The sequence below is a fragment of the Citrobacter sp. KTE151 genome, from assembly GCF_000398845.1.
Classification (GTDB): Bacteria; Pseudomonadota; Gammaproteobacteria; order Enterobacterales; family Enterobacteriaceae; genus Citrobacter; species Citrobacter braakii.
On the sequence record NZ_KB976063.1, the window covers coordinates 706,961 to 727,082 of the forward strand.

Annotated in this window: 17 protein-coding genes; 6 read left to right on the plus strand and 11 right to left on the minus strand. The window is 54.3% G+C overall.

All coding sequences use genetic code 11. The features are described 5' to 3' along the window. Positions 1–70: 70 nt before the first annotated feature. Complete coding sequence (locus WC7_RS18005; RefSeq protein ID WP_016152353.1) at positions 71–481, plus strand: YbhQ family protein; 411 nt, start codon at positions 71–73, stop codon at positions 479–481. On the opposite strand, the gene WC7_RS18000 is transcribed toward WC7_RS18005, so the two are convergent. From WC7_RS18000 to cecR, 5 genes are read right to left on the minus strand one after another with little or no spacing between them, the layout of a single operon-like run. Then, positions 443–1,549, minus strand: a complete 1,107-nt coding sequence (locus WC7_RS18000) for an ABC transporter permease (RefSeq protein ID WP_016152354.1) — start codon at positions 1,547–1,549, stop codon at positions 443–445. The two genes, WC7_RS18005 and WC7_RS18000, sit on opposite strands and share 39 nt — an antisense overlap. Positions 1,550–1,559: 10 nt before the next feature. Then, on the minus strand, positions 1,560–2,693 hold the full coding sequence (locus WC7_RS17995) for an ABC transporter permease (RefSeq protein WP_016152355.1): 1,134 nt from the start codon (positions 2,691–2,693) through the stop codon (positions 1,560–1,562). Further along, entirely contained in the window at positions 2,686–4,422 is a 1,737-nt protein-coding gene (locus tag WC7_RS17990) for an ATP-binding cassette domain-containing protein (protein ID WP_016152356.1), read from the minus strand. The genes WC7_RS17995 and WC7_RS17990 overlap by 8 nt, the downstream gene beginning before the upstream one ends. Beyond that, on the minus strand, positions 4,415–5,410 hold the full coding sequence (gene hlyD / locus WC7_RS17985) for a secretion protein HlyD (protein WP_016152357.1): 996 nt from the start codon (positions 5,408–5,410) through the stop codon (positions 4,415–4,417). The genes WC7_RS17990 and hlyD overlap by 8 nt, the downstream gene beginning before the upstream one ends. After that, complete coding sequence (gene cecR, locus WC7_RS17980) at positions 5,407–6,084, minus strand: transcriptional regulator CecR (protein ID WP_016152358.1); 678 nt, start codon at positions 6,082–6,084, stop codon at positions 5,407–5,409. The genes hlyD and cecR overlap by 4 nt, the downstream gene beginning before the upstream one ends. 221 nt (positions 6,085–6,305) lie before the next feature. On the opposite strand from cecR, the gene rhlE reads away from it, so the two are divergent. From rhlE to WC7_RS17960, 4 genes are all read left to right on the plus strand, one after another. Continuing rightward, positions 6,306–7,649, plus strand: coding sequence for an ATP-dependent RNA helicase RhlE (gene rhlE, locus WC7_RS17975; protein ID WP_016152359.1), 1,344 nt, complete (start codon positions 6,306–6,308; stop codon positions 7,647–7,649). 96 nt (positions 7,650–7,745) lie between these two features. Next, positions 7,746–9,896 (plus strand): ATP-dependent DNA helicase DinG, encoded by a 2,151-nt coding sequence (gene dinG / locus WC7_RS17970; protein WP_016152360.1) that lies wholly within the window; start codon positions 7,746–7,748, stop codon positions 9,894–9,896. A 29-nt stretch (positions 9,897–9,925) separates the two neighbouring features. After that, on the plus strand, positions 9,926–10,894 hold the full coding sequence (gene ybiB / locus WC7_RS17965; protein WP_016152361.1) for a DNA-binding protein YbiB: 969 nt from the start codon (positions 9,926–9,928) through the stop codon (positions 10,892–10,894). A 161-nt stretch (positions 10,895–11,055) separates the two neighbouring features. After that, the gene (locus WC7_RS17960; RefSeq protein WP_016152362.1) at positions 11,056–12,141 is read left to right on the plus strand and encodes a malate/lactate/ureidoglycolate dehydrogenase; all 1,086 of its coding nucleotides are present in this window, start codon (positions 11,056–11,058) and stop codon (positions 12,139–12,141) included. A gap of 97 nt (positions 12,142–12,238) precedes the next feature. Here the strand turns inward: WC7_RS17960 and ybiJ are convergent, their stop codons facing one another. The 5 genes from ybiJ to mcbA form a co-directional block, all read right to left on the minus strand. Further along, positions 12,239–12,499 (minus strand): DUF1471 family protein YbiJ, encoded by a 261-nt coding sequence (ybiJ, locus tag WC7_RS17955; protein WP_016152363.1) that lies wholly within the window; start codon positions 12,497–12,499, stop codon positions 12,239–12,241. A gap of 300 nt (positions 12,500–12,799) precedes the next feature. Further along, positions 12,800–13,066 carry a DksA/TraR family C4-type zinc finger protein gene (locus WC7_RS17950; protein ID WP_016152364.1) on the minus strand — a complete coding sequence of 89 codons (267 nt, stop codon included), beginning with the start codon at positions 13,064–13,066 and terminating at the stop codon, positions 12,800–12,802. Positions 13,067–13,141: 75 nt separating this feature from the next. Next, the gene (ybiX, locus tag WC7_RS17945; protein WP_016152365.1) at positions 13,142–13,819 is read right to left on the minus strand and encodes a PKHD-type hydroxylase YbiX; all 678 of its coding nucleotides are present in this window, start codon (positions 13,817–13,819) and stop codon (positions 13,142–13,144) included. A gap of 43 nt (positions 13,820–13,862) precedes the next feature. Continuing rightward, positions 13,863–16,148 carry a catecholate siderophore receptor Fiu gene (locus WC7_RS17940; protein WP_016152366.1) on the minus strand — a complete coding sequence of 762 codons (2,286 nt, stop codon included), beginning with the start codon at positions 16,146–16,148 and terminating at the stop codon, positions 13,863–13,865. Between the two features lie 293 nt (positions 16,149–16,441). After that, a complete protein-coding gene (gene mcbA, locus WC7_RS17935; RefSeq protein ID WP_016152367.1) occupies positions 16,442–16,702 on the minus strand; it encodes a DUF1471 family periplasmic protein McbA in 261 nt (86 codons plus the stop codon). Between the two features lie 210 nt (positions 16,703–16,912). Between mcbA and rlmF the strand changes: the two genes are divergently transcribed. Further along, positions 16,913–17,839: a 23S rRNA (adenine(1618)-N(6))-methyltransferase RlmF gene (rlmF, locus tag WC7_RS17930; RefSeq protein ID WP_016152368.1), complete on the plus strand. Its 927-nt coding sequence runs from the start codon at positions 16,913–16,915 to the stop codon at positions 17,837–17,839. Here the strand turns inward: rlmF and ybiO are convergent. After that, on the minus strand, positions 17,836–20,073 hold the full coding sequence (gene ybiO / locus WC7_RS17925; protein WP_016152369.1) for a mechanosensitive channel protein: 2,238 nt from the start codon (positions 20,071–20,073) through the stop codon (positions 17,836–17,838). The genes rlmF and ybiO overlap by 4 nt on opposite strands. Between the last annotated feature and the right edge of the window lie 49 nt (positions 20,074–20,122).

Sequence of the window (20,122 nt, forward strand, 5' to 3'; positions counted from 1 at the left end):
GGTGTTGCGGAATTTTCCGTAAAGTCCGGTACTCTGAATAATTAGTTGAAAATCCTTCAGGAGAAAAGCCATGAGGTGGCAACAACGTGTTCGTGTCGCAACGGGTCTAAGTTGCTGGCAGATTGTGTTGCATTTACTGGTAGTGGCGTTGCTGGTAATGGGCTGGATGAGCGGTACGCTGGTGCGCGTCGGCCTGGGATTATGCGTCGTTTACGGCGTAACGGTTTTATTAATGCTGGCCTTGCAACGTCACCATGAACAGCGCTGGCGCGACGTAGCTGATGTGCTGGAAGAACTGACTACCACGTGGTATTTCGGTGCCGCGATGATCGTACTGTGGTTGCTGTCGCGCGTGCTGCAAAACAACGTCTTGCTAGCCCTGGCGGGGCTGGTGATCCTTGCCGGACCCGCCGTGGTCTCGCTGTTGGCGAAAGACAAAAAGCTACATCACCTTGCGTCTAAACATCGCATACGCCGCTGAGCCGGTCGTGGCCGCTATCACCAACAGCGGCCACAAACTTCCCCACACAATCTGCAGACTCGCATCCTTCAGGTAAATCTGTTTCGTGATGTCCGTAAAATGGCGGATTGGGTTTATCCACGTCAGATTCTGTAGCCAGACCGGCATATTTTCGACCGGCGAGACGTAGCCTGAAAGTAAAATCGCCGGCATCATAAACACAAACACGCCGATAAACGCCTGCTGCTGGGTGGCGCACAGTGATGAAATCAGCAGACCAAAGCCGACCAGCGACAGCCCGTAAATCACCATCGTGAAATAGAACAGCGCCAGTGAACCGGCAAAGGGGATGTGATAAGCCCAGATGCCGATCGCCAGCACAATGGTGGCCTGAAACGTTGCCACAATTAACGCGGGCACCGCTTTACCGATGAATATCTGCCAGGTGGTAAGTGGGGAGACCAGCAGCTGATCCAGCGTGCCTTGCTCGCGCTCGCGGGCAACCGAGAGCGAGGTGACGATCATGACGCCGATGGTGGTGATCATGGCGATCAGCGACGGAACCACAAACCATTTGTAATCCAGATTCGGGTTATACCAGTTACGCACCACCAGCTCGCTGTTGTTCGGTTTCGGCTTGCCGTCCATCAGCTCCTGCTGATACTCCTTAACGATCTGCTGCAGATAATTCGCGGCAATTTGCGCACTGTTAGAGTTACGCCCGTCGAGAATAATCTGCATGGGAGCCTGCTGGAAAGTATCCAGATTACGCGAAAAGTTGGCCGGGAAGCGCACCAGCAACAGGGCTTTTTGCGTGTCGATGGTGGGCTGGATCTCCTGCGGGCTTTTCAGCAGCAGAACGTGCGTAAAGGCGCTGGCGCGAGCGAAGCGCTGGGTTAGTTCCACCGAATGTTTACCGTTGTCTTCGTTATAGATAGCGATAGTGGCGTTGGTGACTTCCAGCGTGGCCGCGAACGGGAACAGAATAACCTGAATCAGCACCGGTAAAATCAGAATGGCTCGCGTCTGCGGTTCACGTAACAGCGATTGCAGCTCTTTACGAATTAATGTCCATAAGCGATGAAACATGCCCGTCCCCTTAATCCAGCCGACGTTTGGTTTTAAGCCACGTCAGGCCAATAAACATCACCGCCGAAGCGATTAAAAACAGCACGTTGATAATCAGCACCACCGGAATATTTCCCGCCAGAAACAGGCTTTGTAGGGTGCTGACGAAATAACGAGCCGGAATAATATAGGTTACTGCCCGGATAATCGCCGGCATGCTGTCTATCTGGAAGATAAAACCCGACAGCATAATCGAAGGCAGGAAGGCGGCGTTTAGCGCGACCTGCGCGGCGTTAAACTGATTGCGGGTGATGGTGGAGATAAGCAACCCCATGCCGAGCGTGCTGAGCAGAAACAGGCTGGTAATGAAAAACAGGATCAGCAACGAACCGCGATAGGGCACGCCGAGAATAAACACCGACACCAGCATACACAGCAGCATCGCCAGCATGCCCAGAAAGTAATAGGGGATCAGTTTGCACAGCAGCAGTTCGACGCGGGTGACTTCGGTAGACAACAGCGCTTCCATGGTTCCGCGCTCCCATTCGCGCGCCACCACTAATGAGGTGAGGATAGCGCCAATAACCGTCATGATGATGGTTACCGCCCCGGGAATAATAAAATGTTGGCTGATAGCCGCCGGGTTAAACCAGTAGCGGGTCTGCACGTCGATCAAAGGTTCAAATGATTCTCCGCGATCTTCCGCCCGCTGTTGTTGCCAAATCTGCCAGATGCCTTCGACATAACCCTGTACAAAGTTAGCGGTATTCGGTTCACTGCCGTCGGTGATCACCTGGATCGGCGCCACGTCGTTGGGTCGCGCCATCTGCTGGGCGAAATCCACCGGGATCACCACCAGCCCGCGAATGCGCCCGGCCTGCATTTTCTCAATCAATTCCTGACGGTTATCGCTGATGGTGGCGTCAATATACGGTGAACCGGTCATGGTATGGGTAAAATCCAGCGCCTCTTCGCTTTGCTGTTCGAGCAAAATCCCTACCCGCAGCTTGCTGGAGTCGAGGTTGATCCCGTAGCCGAAGATAAACAGCAGCAGCAGCGGGATCACCACCGCAATCAGCCAACTGCTGGGATCGCGGACGATCTGACGCGTCTCTTTCACGCACAGCGCGCGTACGCGACGCCAGGAGAGAATGGAGTTACTCATGCGTATGCTCCTTATCCCAGTCATTGATTAGCGTGATAAACGCCTGTTCCATGGTCGGGTCTGGCGTCTCACTGTCAGCAGCCTGAGCTTTCAGGTCGTCCGGCGTACCGCTGGCAATCAGTTTTCCGCGATACACCAGCCCGATGCGATCGCAGTATTCTGCCTCATCCATAAAGTGGGTGGTCACCATCACCGTGACGCCTTTTTCCACCATGCTGTTGATATGTAACCAGAACTCCCGACGGGTGAGAGGATCGACCCCGGAAGTGGGTTCATCGAGGAACAGAATGTCGGGTTCATGCATCAGCGAACAGGCCAGCGCCAGGCGCTGTTTAAAGCCCAGCGGCAGTTCGTCGGTGGCGTGGGAGGCGATACTCTTCAGGCCGAATGCCTCGCTCATCCGCTCGATTTTCTCCTTCTGCGCCCGACCGCGCAGGCCGTAGACGCCGGAGAAAAAGCGCAGATTCTGTTCAACCGTCAGGTTGCCATACAGGGAGAATTTCTGCGCCATATAGCCCAGATGCTGGCGCGCTTTACCGGAGCTGACCTTCAGGTCCATGTCCAGCACCAGCGCTTTACCCGAAGTGGGGACCAGCAGGCCGCACATCATTTTAAAGGTAGTGGATTTGCCCGCGCCGTTGGGCCCTAACAAACCAAAAATTTCGCCGCGCTGCACGGCAAAGTCTACGTGGTCGGTAGCGGCAAAATCGCCAAATTTTTTGGTCAGCGCTTTGGCTTCGATCACCGTTTCACCAGGCGTGCCTTCCACGGTATGCAGGATAGCGCCCAGCGGGGACTCCGATGTTCCGGCCCCGCCGAGTAAATCGATAAAGGCATCCTCGAAGCGGGGGGCGGTTTCGTTGATGGTTATCTCCGGCATGCCGTCAGCGTTTTGAATCTGCTGGGCCGTCGCTTCTTTTTTCAGGATTAAGCGGACGGATTTCCCCTGAATCATCCCGTCGCTAACCTGCGGCAGTTTTAACGTGCGTTGCAGCAGTCGGCGGTTATTTTCCTGCGAACTGCTCATCAGGAAGCTGCGACCCGACATGGTTTGCGTAAGCTGAGTGGGATCGCCCTGATACAGCAATTCACCTTCGTTCATCAGCAGCACATCACGGCATTGTTCAGCTTCATCCAGATACGACGTGCTCCAGAGGATCAGCATGCCGTCCCCGGCCAGCTCATGAACCATTTGCCACAGTTCGCGACGGGAAATAGGGTCGACGCCCACGCCAGGCTCATCCAGCAGTAACACGCTGGGTTCACCGACCAGCGTACAGGCAAGTCCGAGCTTCTGCTTCATGCCGCCGGAAAGCTTGCCGGCCAGTCGTCCGGTAAACGGCCCCAGCGAGGTAAATTCCAGTAACCGGGCAAAGGTTTTTTCTCGCGCTTCACCGGTAACGCTACGTAAATCTGCATAGAGATTGAGGTTCTCCATGACGGTCAAATCTTCATACAGACCAAATTTCTGCGGCATGTAACCCAGTACCGCATGCAGTGCGCTGTCGTCTTTGATGGGATCAAAACCAATCACCGTTGCGCTACCAGCGTCGGGTTTCAACAGCCCTGCCAGCATTCGCATCAGCGTGGTTTTGCCAGCGCCATCCGGCCCGACCAGCCCGGTCACGTAGCCCGCATGAACGGTACAGTCGAGCGGGGCGACGGCCGGTTTATCCATTCCGGCAAAGTTTTTCGTCAGTCCATTCAGCGTAATGACGGCGTCATTCATGCCGTGCCTCATCGCTGAACTTTATCGTTACCGGCATTCCCTGGCGCAGCGCATCGTCCGCGTCGGTCACCACAATACGCAGGCGATAAACCAGGTCGGTGCGCAGGTCAGGGGTCTCGACTGTTTTTGGGGTAAACTCCGCGGTGGGCGACACGAAGCCGATTTTACCGTGATACGGTTTGTCCGGACGGCCATCGGTGTAAAGCAGGATTTCGCGTCCTGGCTGCGCCTGGCTCAGATTTTGTTCGTCAACGTAGGCGCGAACCCATACCGGACGCGTGAGTGACAGCGTCAGTACCGTGCCCCCTTCGTTCAACATGCTGCCGGGTTCGACCGCACGGGTGAGTAACGTGCCGTCAGACGGCGAGGTCAGCGTGGTGTCATGCAAATTAAGCTCTGCCTGGGCCAGCTCGGCCTGAGCTTGTTCGAGCGTGGCTTTCGCCTGCTCAATGTCCTGCACACGATTACCGCTGCGGTATTGGGTGAGTTTATCCTGTGCGGATTTCAGAGAGGCCAGCGCCTGATCGCGTGATGAACGGGCGTTTTCCAGATCGTTGGCGGAGATAGTGCGGCTTTTCCACAATCCCACCTGCCGATTGTAAAAGTTTTGCGCGTAATCATAGGCTGCCTGCGCCTGTTTGACTGCCGCTGCGGTTTGCGCGATCTCTTCTTCACGATACCCTGCCAGCATCAGATCGTATTGCGCCTGGGCGGCGGCAACATTCGCTTTTGCCTGCATTAATGCGTTTTCGTACGGTGCACGGTCCAGTTCGCCCAGCACCTGACCGGCGGTAATGGCATCGCCTTCGTCAACCGCCAGCGAGGCCAGCCTGCCGCCGACGCGAAAACTCAGGTTGACGCTACGGATATCGACATTGCCGTACAGCGTCAGACCGTTATCTTGCCGACTTTGATACCACCACGTTCCACCGGCAATCACGGCAACGAGGGCCGCGATGACCAGCCCGAGAACGACAGGTTTTTTCATGACTCCAGACTCCTTTGCGTTAAACCTTGCAGAATAAGATCGATGTGACAGGTGATCGTTTGGTCAATCAGCGCGGTTTTATCCTCATCAAATTGTGACCAGCCCGTACGCAACAGAATGGTTTCTTTCCCCAGACGAAAGGCCAGTACCTCGCCGAGTAGGGCGTGGGTGTGCAGGATCATTTGGGTATCGTTGGCATCGCCGCCGGTATAGGCAGCAATCAGGCGCGTCAGGTGAGTATGTAGCGGATTGATAACCTGGTCGTGCACCAGTTGATAAGCCGCGGTGGGGGAAAGCTGTTCGCGCGAAATAAATTTGCTCAGGTTAACGGTATCGTCCTGGGTTAACAGCATGATCATATTTTTGCAGGCGCGGAGGATCAGTTCGCGCATCGCGCCACGATCCGGTTCCGGCTGAGCAAACAGACGCTCGGCTTCTTCAGCGTGCGGGCGAAACTGTGAGCCGATAAAATCCGCAATCCACTGGGCGCAGGCGAGATATAAATCCTCTTTTGAGCCAAAATAGTAGGTGATGGCAGCAATATTTTGCCCGGCCTGCGCAGCGATATCGCGCGTTGTGGCGTGCAGACCATACTCGCCAAACTGCGCCAGCGCGGCGGCAATGAGCTGATTTTTCGCCTGTTCACCTTTGGTTGTCATGGTGGGTGTATTCATAGCACGACTCAGATCTTAATCAATCGATTGATTAAGATTATGACTGATGTGTAACCTTGTCCAGTCCGGACCGTTATTTTTCAGCGCAGGGATAATTTATGCGGCACATCACAAAAACTGCTACACTCCGCCCCTTCATGACATTGTGGTTTTTGTCATCTTTATTATATGTATCTCCCTGAAAACGACACCGGTAACGGTCAGGGTGGTTCGGAGTTGTTATGTCTTTTGATTCCCTTGGTTTAAACCCTGATATTTTACGTGCCGTTGCCGAGCAGGGTTACCGTGAACCTACCCCTATTCAGCAGCAGGCGATCCCTGCCGTGCTGGAAGGCCGCGATCTGATGGCCAGCGCCCAGACCGGTACGGGGAAAACGGCAGGTTTTACCCTGCCGCTGTTGCAGCACCTGATTACCCATCAGCCGCATGGCAAAAGCCGTCGTCCGGTGCGTGCGCTGATCCTCACGCCAACTCGCGAACTGGCGGCCCAGATTGGCGAAAACGTACGTGATTACAGTAAGTATCTGAATATTCGCTCGCTGGTGGTCTTCGGCGGCGTGAGCATTAACCCGCAGATGATGAAGCTGCGCGGCGGTGTGGATGTGCTGATCGCCACGCCTGGTCGTTTGCTCGATCTGGAACACCAGAATGCGGTGAAACTGGATCAGGTTGAGATTCTGGTACTGGATGAAGCTGACCGCATGCTGGATATGGGCTTTATTCATGATATCCGTCGCGTTCTGGCGAAACTGCCGGCAAAACGCCAGAACCTGCTGTTCTCAGCAACGTTCTCTGATGATATTAAGTCGCTGGCCGAAAAGCTGCTGCACAATCCGCTGGAAATCGAAGTGGCGCGCCGTAATACCGCGTCAGAGCAGGTGACTCAGCACGTTCATTTTGTTGATAAAAAGCGTAAACGTGAACTGTTGTCGCAGATGATCGGTCAGGGCAACTGGCAGCAGGTGCTGGTGTTTACCCGTACCAAACATGGTGCGAACCATCTGGCGGAACAGCTGAATAAAGACGGCATTCGCAGCGCGGCGATCCACGGTAATAAATCTCAGGGGGCGCGTACGCGTGCGCTGGCTGATTTTAAATCCGGTGATATTCGTGTGCTGGTGGCGACCGATATTGCCGCGCGCGGTCTGGATATTGAAGAGCTGCCGCACGTGGTGAACTACGAGCTGCCAAATGTCCCGGAAGATTACGTGCACCGTATTGGTCGTACCGGTCGTGCGGCCGCTACCGGCGAAGCGTTGTCTCTGGTGTGCGTCGATGAACACAAGCTGCTGCGTGACATCGAGAAGCTGCTGAAAAAAGAGATCCCGCGAATTGCGATGCCAGGCTACGAGCCAGACCCGTCCATCAAAGCCGAGCCGATCCAGAATGGTCGCCAGCAGCGTGGCGGCGGTGGTCGCGGTCAGGGTGGCGCAGGGCGTGGCCAGCAGCCGCGTCGTCAGGATGGCGGTGCGCCAAAAGCGAAACCGCGTAGCGGCGAAGGCAAACCGGCGGGCGATAAGCCTCGTCCACCGCGCCGTCCGCGCAAACCGTCTTCAGCGCAGTAATTGCGAGCCCGGCCGAAAGGTCGGGCTTTTCTTTTTGCGACACGTATCAGAAAGTGCCACAATAGTGGCTGTTTATACAGTATTTCAGGTTTTCTCATGGCACTAACGGCTGCGCTAAAAGCGCAAATTGCCGCCTGGTATAAGGCGCTTCAGGAACAGATCCCCGACTTTATTCCCCGTGCGCCGCAGCGGCAGATGATTGCTGACGTCGCGAAAACGCTCACTGGGGAAGAAGGGCGGCATCTGGCGATTGAAGCGCCGACCGGGGTGGGGAAAACGCTGTCGTACCTGATTCCCGGTATTGCCATAGCGCGTGAAGAACAAAAAACGCTGGTGGTCAGTACCGCCAACGTTGCTTTACAGGATCAGATCTACAGCAAAGATTTACCGCTGCTGCGCAAAATTATCCCCGATCTGCGTTTTACCGCCGCGTTTGGTCGCGGGCGTTATGTCTGCCCGCGTAATTTAGCGGCGCTGGCCAGTAGCGAACCCAATCAGCAGGATCTGTTGGCCTTTCTCGACGATGACCTGACGCCCAACAACCAGGAAGAACAAAAGCGCTGCGCCAGGCTAAAAGGCGATCTCGACAGCTACAAGTGGGACGGGCTGCGCGATCACACGGATATCGCTATCGACGACGGACTCTGGCAGCGCCTGAGCACTGATAAAGCCAGCTGTTTGAATCGTAACTGTCACTACTATCGTGAATGCCCCTTTTTTGTCGCCCGCCGTGAGATTCAGGAAGCCGAAGTGGTGGTGGCTAACCACGCGCTGGTGATGGCGGCCATGGAAAGCGAAGCTGTTTTACCGGAGCCGAAGAACCTGCTGCTGGTCCTTGATGAAGGTCACCATTTGCCGGACGTCGCGCGCGATGCGCTGGAGATGAGCGCAGAAATCAGCGCCCCCTGGTATCGGCTGCAGTTGGATCTGTTTTGCAAATTAGTAGCCACCTGCCTCGAACAGTTTCGTCCAAAAACTACGCCGCCGCTGGCGAATGCCGAGCGTCTGAGCGGTCACTGTGAGGAGCTGTATGAGCTGATTTCATCGCTCAATAACATTCTTAATCTGTACATGCCTGCGACCCAGAAGGCGGAACACCGCTTCGCGATGGGCGAACTGCCTGCGGAAGTGATGGAGATTTGTCAGCGTCTGGCGAAGCTAACAGAAATGTTGCGCGGTCTGGCGGAACTGTTCCTCAACGATCTCAGCGAAAAAACCGGCACCCACGATATTGTGCGTCTGCATCGGGTTATTTTGCAGATGAATCGGGCGCTGGGCATGTTTGAGGCGCAAAGCAAACTGTGGCGGTTGGCTTCGCTCGCGCAGTCGTCAGGCGCGCCGGTGAGTAAATGGGCGACGCGCGAAGTGCGTGACGGGCAGATCCACGTCTGGTTCCACTGTGTGGGGATCCGCGTGAGCGATCAGCTTGAACGACTGCTGTGGCGCAGCGTACCGCATATTATCGTGACCTCCGCCACGCTGCGTTCGCTCAACAGCTTCTCGCGTTTGCAGGAGATGAGCGGGCTGAAAGAAAAAGCAGGGGACCGCTTTATCGCGCTGGATTCACCGTTTAATCACGTTGAGCAAGGCAAAATCGTCATTCCGCAGATGCGCTACGAACCGTCAATTGATAACGAAGAGCAGCATATCGCGGAAATGGCCGCCTATTTCCGCGAACAGCTGGAAAGTAAAAAGCATCAGGGCATGCTGGTACTCTTTGCCAGCGGTCGGGCAATGCAGCGTTTTCTTGAGCACGTTACCGATCTGCGTTTGCTGTTGCTGGTACAGGGCGACCAGCCGCGCTATCGACTGGTGGAGCTGCACCGCAAGCGGGTGACCAACGGCGAGCGTAGCGTACTGATTGGGCTGCAATCTTTTGCCGAAGGTCTGGATTTGAAAGGCGACTTGCTGACCCAGGTGCATATTCACAAAATTGCTTTTCCGCCTATCGACAGCCCGGTGGTGATCACCGAGGGCGAGTGGCTGAAAAGCCTGAACCGCTACCCCTTTGAGGTGCAGAGCTTGCCCGCGGCGTCATTCAATTTGATCCAGCAGGTTGGGCGACTCATTCGTAGCCACGGCTGCTGGGGAGAAGTGGTTATTTATGACAAGCGTTTATTGACCAAAAGCTATGGCAAGCGTTTACTGAACGCATTACCCATATTTCCGATAGAGCAACCTGCTGTGCCAGACGTTATAGTAAAACCAAAAGAAAAAGCGAAACCCACGCGTCGCCGTCGGCGTTAACGATGCGAGCAACAGGCAAGGAGTTATCGATGGATTACCGCAAAATCATCAAAGAGATTGGGCGAGGAAAAAATCACGCGCGTGACCTGGATAAGGATACCGCTCGCGGACTGTATACCCATATGATGAACGGCGAGGTGCCCGATCTTGAGATGGGCGGTGTACTGATTGCGCTGCGTATTAAAGGCGAAGGCGAAGCGGAGATGCTGGGCTTTTACGAAGCGATGCAGAACCACACCATTCGCCTGGCTCCGCCAGTGGCCAAACCCATGCCGATTGTCATTCCCAGCTACAATGGCGCGCGCAAGCAGGCAAATTTGACTCCGCTGCTGGCGATTTTACTGCATAAACTGGGCTTCCCGGTGGTGGTGCACGGTGTCAGCGAGGATCCAACCCGCGTGCTGACTGAAACCATTTTCGAACTGATGGGGATTGCGCCGACGCTGCATGCCGGGCAGGCGCAGGCAAAGCTGGATGGCCATGAGCCGGTATTTATCCCGGTGAGTGCGCTGTGTCCTCCGCTGGAAAAACAGCTGGCGATGCGCTGGCGAATGGGCGTGCGTAACAGTGCGCATACACTGGCTAAATTAGCCACGCCGTTTGCCGAAGATGCCGCGCTGCGTCTTTCCAGCGTTTCCCACCCGGAATACGTATCGCGCGTGGCGAAATTTTTCGGCGATATCGGTGGGCGTGCCCTGTTGATGCACGGTACCGAGGGTGAAGTGTACGCCAACCCGCAGCGCTGCCCGCAGATAAGCCTGATAGATTCGTCCGGCGTGCGAGTGCTACAGGACCGGCAGAGCGAGATGCCCGATGAGCCGGTCCCACTGCCGGTGGCTAAAGACCCGGAAACTACCGCGCGCTGGATTGAGCGTTGTCTGGCGGGCAGTGAGCCGGTTCCGGCATCGCTGAAAATCCAGATGGCCTGCTGCCTGGTAGCAACCGGTGAATCCGCGACGCTGGCTGAAGGACTTGGCCGCGTCGAGCAAAGCTTCTGATTTTTCTTTCTCCCGACGGGTCATTTGCCTGGCCCGTCGCTTCACGCCTTCCGGCAACGTGAAATTTCTGCACGTTTATTGATCTCCTGAGCGCTGTGGCGCAGCATAGTTTGTTGAAAAATAAGAAACACAATCAACACGCGACACAACAGGAGATAACAATGAACAGTGGACATCGCTTCCATGTGCCAACGCTGCACGCCTTTATCCAGGCCGTTTTTCACCAGATGGGAAGCAATGAGCTGGAGGCGCGGCTGGTGGCCGATCATCTGATAGCCTCTAACCTCGCCGGCCACGACTCCCACGGTATCGGCATGATCCCAAGCTATATTCGCTCATTTTCGCAGGGACACCTGCAGATCAACCGCCATGCCAAAGTGGTCAACGATGCGGGAGCGGTGATTACGCTTGACGGCGACTGCGCATTTGGTCAGGTGGCGGCCCACGAGGCAATTACGCTTGGGATCGAAAAAGCGCGCCAGCACGGTATCGCTGCTGTGGCATTACATAATTCGCACCATATTGGACGCATTGGCTACTGGGCGGAGCAATGTGCGGCGGCGGGTTTTGTTTCGGTGCACTTTGTGAATGTGGTAGGGATCCCGATGGTCGCACCGTTTCATGGCCGCGATAGTCGATTTGGCACCAACCCCTTCTGTGTGGTGTTCCCGCGTAAAAATACGTTCCCGTTGTTGCTGGACTATGCAACCAGCGCCATCGCGTTTGGCAAAACTCGTGTGGCATGGCACAAGGGCGAGCCGGTGGCTCCGGGATGCCTGATTGATGCTAATGGGGTACCCACAACCGATCCTGCCGTAATGCAGGTCTCTCCGCTGGGGTCGTTGCTGACCTTCGCCCAACACAAAGGTTATGCGCTGGCGGCAATGTGCGAAATTATGGGGGGAGCGCTTTCTGGTGGTAAAACCACACATGAAGAGAGCCTGCAGACCAGCGCGGACGCCATCATTAACTGTATGACGACCATCATTATGAATCCGGAACTGTTTGGCGCGCCGGACTGCGACAACCAGGTCGCGGCATTTGCTAAGTGGGTGAAAGCGTCCCCCCATGCTGAAGATGCCCCGATCCTGTTGCCAGGGGAGTGGGAGGTGAATACTCGTGAAGAACGGCTGGAGCAAGGTATTCCGCTGGATGCCGGAAGCTGGCAGGCGATTTGCGAGGCGGCGTTGCAAATAGGGATGCCAGACGCCGTGTTGCAGGAATTCCGTCAACGACTGGAACACTAAGCAAAAAAAAGCCCGTCCAGTGGCGGACGGGCAAACAAAGGGTAACAAACAGGGTCAATGAGGGTTGGAGCATTGGGTCGTACAGGTAATCTTTCGGTTATTTATAGATAACCGCGGTGCCGCTCATTTTGTCTTTGCCGATAGCGGAAGTGATGCTGTAACCCGTTGCGCCAGCAGCAGTCGCTTTTTCAGCCAGTTTTGCTTCCAGGCCGTCCAGCGTGGTGGCGCCGTCAGCAGATACCACACCAATTTTGTTCATGTTTTGCGCCTGAGTAGAGGAAACTGGCTCGGCAGCAAAAACGCCAAATGACAGGGTAGACAGAGCGATGGCGGCAACAGCAAATTTGATATTTTTCATGATTAATTTCTCGCAGGTTTGTTCTGTTAGTCAGTGTTCTTTAAGAAGACGTTGTTTCGTCGATGTGAGAAGTATCACGTTTTTTTATGCGAGATAAAATCGAATAGAATTGACGACATCAATCAAAAAAATTGAATGACAAATAACTTATTGAATATTAATAAATTCGAAAGAGGGATTTACAGTTCTTGTCATTGCGCTTTACAGAGAAACCGACAACGGCACATTTTGCTACACAGAGTGCAAAAAAGCGTGCTCGTAAAGGAAATCGTATGCGCTGAAACTTTCGGTAAAGATAAGTCAACGTAGCTGGCTGTCTTTCGAACCTCTGCGATTATATCCTAAAAATCCTGCGCTATGTGAATCTTTATCCTGCTGGCATGTGATGCACAAGCGTACGCCGGGCACGGCCTCCCGTCTGGCCTGAGGGATTGGATTACCACATTCTTCGCATTCATACAGACTTTCCCCCGTCGGTAACTCACCGCGGGCGCGGGCAACAGCATCTTCAATAGTATTGTTGATCTGTTCGTTAACAGCGTCGTCATTTGCCCATCCGGATGCCATACCTACCTCCTGCTGATGTCTACAGAATAAGTATAGCGAATGTGATGGCTGAAAAACGACCACGCGTCAGCGGTATCAGATTTCAGACCATTCGCGCAGCAGGTTATGGTAGAGATTGAGAAGCGACAGGATCTCGCTACTCTCCCCATGACGTGTCTTCAGGGACTGGATGTTTTTATCCAGTTCAAAAAGCATGGCGCGATTTTTATCGTCCCGGATCATCGACTGGATCCACATAAAGGATGCCACCCGAACCCCACGGGTCACCGGCGTAACGCAGTGCAGGCTGCTGGAAGGGTAAAGTACCAGATCGCCTGCCGGAAGTTTTACCGCATGCTGGCCGTAGGTGTCATTGACCAGCAGCTCTCCTCCCTCATAATCGTCGGGATTACTCAGGAATAAGGTGGCAGAAAGATCTGTGCGCATCCAGCCGTTTTCCGGATGACTACGCACCGCGCCGTCAACGTGAAAACCGTAGGTCTCGTTGTCCTGGTAGCGATTGAACAGCGGTGTGGAGAGCGTTTTCGGTAATGCAGCGGCGAAGAATAACGCGCTGTTGTTCACCGCGTTTTGTACCGCCTGTTGTAAAACGCCGTAACGCTCACTTTGCGTATTCACCTGCTGGTTGTTTTTAACCTGCGCGCCCTGAGCGCCGGTGGTTGCGCGGCCATCAACCCAGTCGGCAGCGTCCAGCTGTTCGCGAAACCAGGCGACATCCTGCGCCGACAGAATGCCGGGAATGTGATACATCATCAGTGTTTCTCCTGAAAGTGGGGCTTACGCCCCACGTAAAAGATCAGAAATGCATATTTGCCGTGAGCAGGAAGGTTCTTGGCTCGCCCGGATGGTAACGGTATCCGCTCTTGTTAATGGAGGATACATAATCGGTGTCGAACAGGTTATAGACGTTCAACTGGAAATCGAGATTGCGATTCACGCGATAACCCAGTTTCGCGTCGGCGACCCAGTAACCTTCGGTGTAGGATGGCGTACCCACGGCCCCGTCGGAACCGCGATGCATACTGCCCACGTAGCGAGCGCCCGCGCCAACAGAGATATCATCGGTAGCCTGATACTGGTTCCACAGCGTGAACGCATGTTCTGGCGTATACGGCAGGGATGAAGAACCATCCTGAGCAACGTTTTTGCCGCTGTGGATCGTCGCGCGCTGCTGGGTGTAACCCCCAATAACCTGCCATGCGGGAGTGATGTTCCCTGCTACCGAGAGTTCGTAACCTTCAACGCGCTTCTCCCCGTACTGGGAATATGTGCCGTCGTCGTTCTGCTCAACTTCGTTCTCAATATCCGTACGGAAAATCGCGGCAGTTAACAGCAGGCGCTTATCCAGCACCTCCCATTTGGTGCCGATCTCGCTGGTTTTCGCTTTCTGCGGTTTGAAATCGGTACGGTTCGCACTGTTACCGCTTCCGCTCTGAGCGAGGGCAAAGTTGCTGCCGCCCGGCGGTTGCTGAGAAACGGCGTAGTTAATGTAAACGTTACCGTTATCGGTCAGATGATACAGCGCGCCCGCTTTCCAGTTCACCAGATTGCCTGATTTGGCAGTATCCACGGTGGTGACCGGAGAACCTTTCGCCACGCCTGTCGGACACGCGACCGCGCCGCGACCAGAAGCGCCGCAAGCGGTAGCGCTGTCATATTCCGTGCGGTAATTGTCGAGGCGAATACCACCGTTTAGTTCAAACTCACGGGTAATCTGTAGCGTATCAAAGGCGTATACACCGAAGGTATCGGTTTGCCCGTTAGCATTAGCGCCGTTACGAGACAATCCGCCGATATTCACATTGCTGTCGGGATGATAGATATTTACCGGCGGCGGGGTGATCGGGTTTACACCATAGTTGGTTTGCGTTTCACGCGTTAGCTCCACGCCGGTGCTGATGTCGTGACCGATGGAGCCTGTGTAAAATTTTGAGGTCAGGTTGGTCTGGTTGGTCAGGATCTTATTGCTGACATCTTTGGTATTTGCCAGGCGTGACCAGGTCCAGGTGTCGACGCTGCTGGTGGGTTGGGTGATGTTAGTCGCACCGCCCATCACCGCCGTCATCAGATAATCCTGCTTAATGCGTGACCAGCGGGTGGTGTTGCGAATAGTGGTGCTGTCGTTCAGATCATGTTCAAAACGCATCGTTGCGGTATCGGTCGTCGAATCGTCGTAATCCGAGTTGGTACCGTAGAAGTTATGCGTATCCACTTTTCCTGACTGATTCAGTGCAGCAGTCCCCGCGGAAGGCGCAGAATATCCCGGCAGACCGATGGTGGGGACACCGCCATCCGGGGTGTTGTGCTGGGTGACATGCAGATAGTTCAGATACAGTCGGTTCTCAGTGCCTAAGCCAAAGGCGAGAGAGGGGGCCACACCATAACGTTCATTCTTAACGTTATCGCGACCGGCATCATGCGTTTTTTCACCCATCAGGTTTAACCGTGCAGCGGTGGTCTCGCCGATGACCTGGTTAATGTCCAGCGTACCACGGCGGAACCAGGCGCTACCGACGCTGGCCGAGGCATCGATCCCTGAGTCGGTGCGCGGCTGTTTGCTGATCATATTGATGGAGCCCGTTGGCGCGCTACGGCCATAGTCGGTGCCGGAGGGGCCTTTGATCACTTCAACCTGTTCGGTATTGAAAGTGTCGCGCGTAACGCTGCCAATATCTCGGATACCGTCGATATAAATACTGTTCGAGGTATCCGCACCACGCATGTACACCGCGTCACCGGTGGTGGAGTTACCGTTCTCACCGGCGAAAAACGCGCCAACACCCGGTACGTTTTTCAGCGCATCGGTCAGATTGGTTGCACCTTGATCCTTAATCACCTGCTCAGAAATCACTGTCATGGTGCGGGTTGTATCCGCTACCGGGCGGGAGAACTTAGGGTCGGCAGACTGCGTTGGGGCGTATAACGAAGGTTTGGCCGCTTCAACAACCAACGTATCTTCTTGTTTTTTATCTTGATCGCCCGCGGCGACAGCCTGAGCTACCGGAGACAGGCCAATACACAGACCGGCAAAAAAAGTCAGTGAATGAAAACTACTGGCAGGCAAATTGCGATTTTTATCCATGTTAGTGAGTGACTTATTATTTTTTGAGTAGACGGTTTCACTCGCGCGAAGGGACATCTCTGTGGATGTTATACCCTGCAGGCCTCGCGGGAGCGAATGTGTAATTGATAATGATTTTGATAAGCATTACTAATCAGTGCGACGTTTTAGCATTCATTAATTCAAAAATAAATACATTTATTTACATTGGATTCAAAATTGCTACACGATGATTACAATCTGAGCGGTGAACGACGTGAACAGTAGGTAGCAAACTGCATTCGGGGTGAATGCAGTTGGGCTAAGGTGAGGGACTACTTATAGATAGTTGCGCTGCCGTACATCTGGTTTTTACCGCCCGCAGAATTGACGACAAAGCCTTTTGCGCCTTGCTCTTTCGCTTTCTCTGCCAGCTTGTCTTCGAGATCGCTCAGGTTAGAGGCTCCGGTAGCGAAAACAGTACCGGAAGCTTGTAGCTGGCCGGTTTGAGGGCTGGTGTAGGGCTGTGCAGCAAAGGACGCAAATGTCATGCCGGTCAGTACGGTAGCGGCAAGGAATGTGAGGCATTTCTTCATGGTGATATCCTCTGAGAAACAACAGGTCGTGCCTGATAAGTTTAGGCCGTCAGCGGATGACATTTACCGCAAAAAACTGGTGATGAGCTATCTGTTTTTTGAACAATCAGCAAGCCATCAAATAGGTATAAAAAAAGCAAATTTCCTTGCTGTGTGTTTACCGCGTGGCGTTATGCGGGTATCTTACGCCGCTGTTAAAAGGAGAATGCTATGTCCCCCCAGAAACCGGGATTACACCCACGCAACCGCCACAATGGCCGTTATGATCTTGCGACTTTATGCCAGGTTACACCCGAGTTGACGCAATTTCTCACCCTCACGCCAGGCGGCGAGCAGAGTGTTGATTTCGCGAATCCGCAGGCAGTGAAGGCGCTCAATAAAGCACTGCTGGCGCATTTTTATGCGGTGAAAAACTGGGATATTCCAGACGGTTTTCTGTGCCCGCCGGTTCCTGGTCGCGCTGACTACATTCACCATCTGGCCGACCTGTTAGGTGAAACCAGCGGAACCATTCCGGCAAATGCGAGCGTGCTGGACGTGGGAGTTGGGGCAAACTGTATTTATCCGCTGATCGGCGTGCATGAATATGGCTGGCGATTCACCGGTAGTGAGACCAGTAGCGAAGCGTTTAACAGCGCTCAGGCGATCGTAAATGCCAATCCGGGGTTAACCCGTGCTATTCGTCTGCGTCGCCAGAAAGATGCTACGGCAATCTTCAACGGTATCATTCACAAGAATGAGCAATATGAAGCCACATTGTGTAACCCGCCGTTCCATGATTCTGCGGCTTCAGCCCGCGCCGGAAGCGAGCGCAAACGTCGTAATCTGGGGCAGGATAAAGATGATGCGCTGAACTTTGGCGGGCAGCAGCAGGAGCTGTGGTGTGAAGGCGGTGAAGTGGCATTCATCAAAAAAATGATCGCCGAAAGCCAGGCCTTTGGCCGTCAGGTGATGTGGTTCACCACGCTGGTTTCGCGCGGTGAGAATTTGCCTCCGCTGTACCACGCGTTAACGGATGCGGGCGCGGTGAAAGTGGTTAAGAAAGAGATGGCCCAGGGGCAAAAGCAGAGTCGCTTTATTGCCTGGACCTTTATGGATAACGATCAGCGTCGCCGTTTTATGGCGCGTAAACGCTAAAGCGTTGGCTCGGTTGGCGGCAGCGATTCGCTTGCTGCCGACGCAGGGCCATTCACCGGTGCAGGCAAGACCTGATAGGTCTGTACCGGCGCGCGTACGTTGGCCAGATCGAAGTATTTCTTCACCTGGCTGTCGAGCGCGAAACGTACCGTCCACTGTTTCAGCGGTAATGTGGTAAATGAGACCCGTAGCGTGAAGGCCGTATTGGTTAACCCCACAATCCCGGCAAACGACGGCTCGCCAATAATCAGCCCGCGAATATCGTCCTGTTCCATCACTGCAGCCACAGCGTCTTTCAACGCCTGATTCGCTTTATCCGCATCCTCATGGCGGTCTACGTCGTAATTGGCGACGACCGATCCAATCCCGCGCACAAAGTTGGCGAAGGTCGTTATCGATGACCAGGGAATGATATGGTACGCCCCGGTGTCCTGACGGACGCCCACAGAGCGGATGGACATCCGTTCAACCGTACCGGTGAGTGGACCGATGGTCACCAGGTCGCCGGTGTTCATACCATTTTCGAACTGAATAAAGATCCCGGTAATAATATCTTTTACCAGCGTTTGCGAGCCGAAAGAGATAGCCAGCCCCAGCGCCCCGGCCCCGGCCAGTAAGGGTGCGATATTGACGCCAATTTCGGATAGCACAATCATGATGGTGATCGTGCTGATGATCACCGCCAGCGCGTTGCGAAACAGCGTCAGCAGGGTGCGGGTACGAGCGCTGGGGAGCGGGCGGCCGTGAATATCGGAAGCCAGACGATTTTCAATCAGGCTGGCAAGGATCGTCCAGCCGATGGCGGAGAAGAATAAAATCAGCGCGATACGGATCAGGATGTCCACCGTTTTTTCTCCTGCGCCGTAATGCAGCCAGTTCCAGAAGTCGAATAATCCCCAGGCATTCAGTAACAGCATTACCGCGACGCACACCGTCAGGATCCTGGCCACGCTTAACGCCGTCGACAGCCAGCCATTCAACCGTTTTTGTAATTCCGGATAGCTGCGCTGGGTGTGTGGAGAAAGGGTAATGGTCTTGGCTATCCAGCGGGAAAGCATACCGGAAACAAAAGCGGCGATCCCAATGATCACCAGGCTGCGCAGCGTAGCGCCCATCATGAATTTCAGGCTGTTGCCAGGATCAAACAGCGAGAAGAAAAACAGCACAATGAAGTAGGCGCTGGCCAGCCAATGCCATACCAGTGCAAAGGCGCGGATAAACAGGCTGAAAAACGCTAACGATCTTTCCGCCAGATTCAGCAAATGCTGCGTTATCTCTTTCTTGTTTCTGAAAATCAGGTACAGCGCCCATAGCGTGATACACAGCATAATGATGACGTTTGCCATCGCACCGACCTGCACGTTGACCTGATTCGAGATAATGGGAACGGCAACGATAAGTCCGTATCCAATCAGGCTGCTCAATGAACTTAAACGGCGATTCCAGTAGCGCGCACCGGCATCCTGAATGTTAAACGGGCGCAGTTCGGCCACCGTTGGGCAAAATATCAGGCGCAGAATGGCTTTGAAGAACTCAATCAACGCAAAGGCATTGAGAAACAGACTTTGCTGAAAGGCGATAGTGCGGCTACCGGCGTTCATTCTGTCACTCAGTATCTGCCCGACAAACAAAGTCAGCGCCAGCAGAAGCAAATCGATAATGAATGCGCCGACGATCATTGCCGGAAGCTGGAGCCAGTTGCTGCGTTCGCGGTTTTTCCGTCGTGCCCATTGCCCCATTTTGCGATACAGCGGCAGCGCGCACAGGCGAAGCAGCCAGAAAAAACCGAACACTGACGCCGCCAGCATTAAAAAATGGGTCAGGGCATTGGTGAACGTTTGCGGGTTGAAGGTCTTGTGTGGTGCATCGGTAATATTGCGGTAAAGCTGAGCAAAGCGGCTGGAGAGCGCCTCACCGTAGTGGCGGGTGACATCCGTGACGTTTTCCAGCACCGTTTTTTCTTCCGTTAACGTGGGCGGAACAATGGTTGGCACCGGCTCGGCAGGGGGCGCTGTCGCCACTTTGCGTAACTGACCGATCAGTTCCTGGCGCGAGGCATCATTTTCCAGCACATCAGCCAGTGCGCCGTAGGCCGCTTTCTTCTGTTCAACATCCGGCTCTTTCGCCGGCGCGGTTTGCGCGTTGGTTGACGTTGGCGTAGTGACGCCAGGTATCGTCACCGCCTGAGTCGGGAGACTCACCAGACAAACAAAGATGAACAGGATCCAGCGCATGACTCCTCCCATGAGAAAATAAATTCAAAAGGATAAGTATAGATGTCAG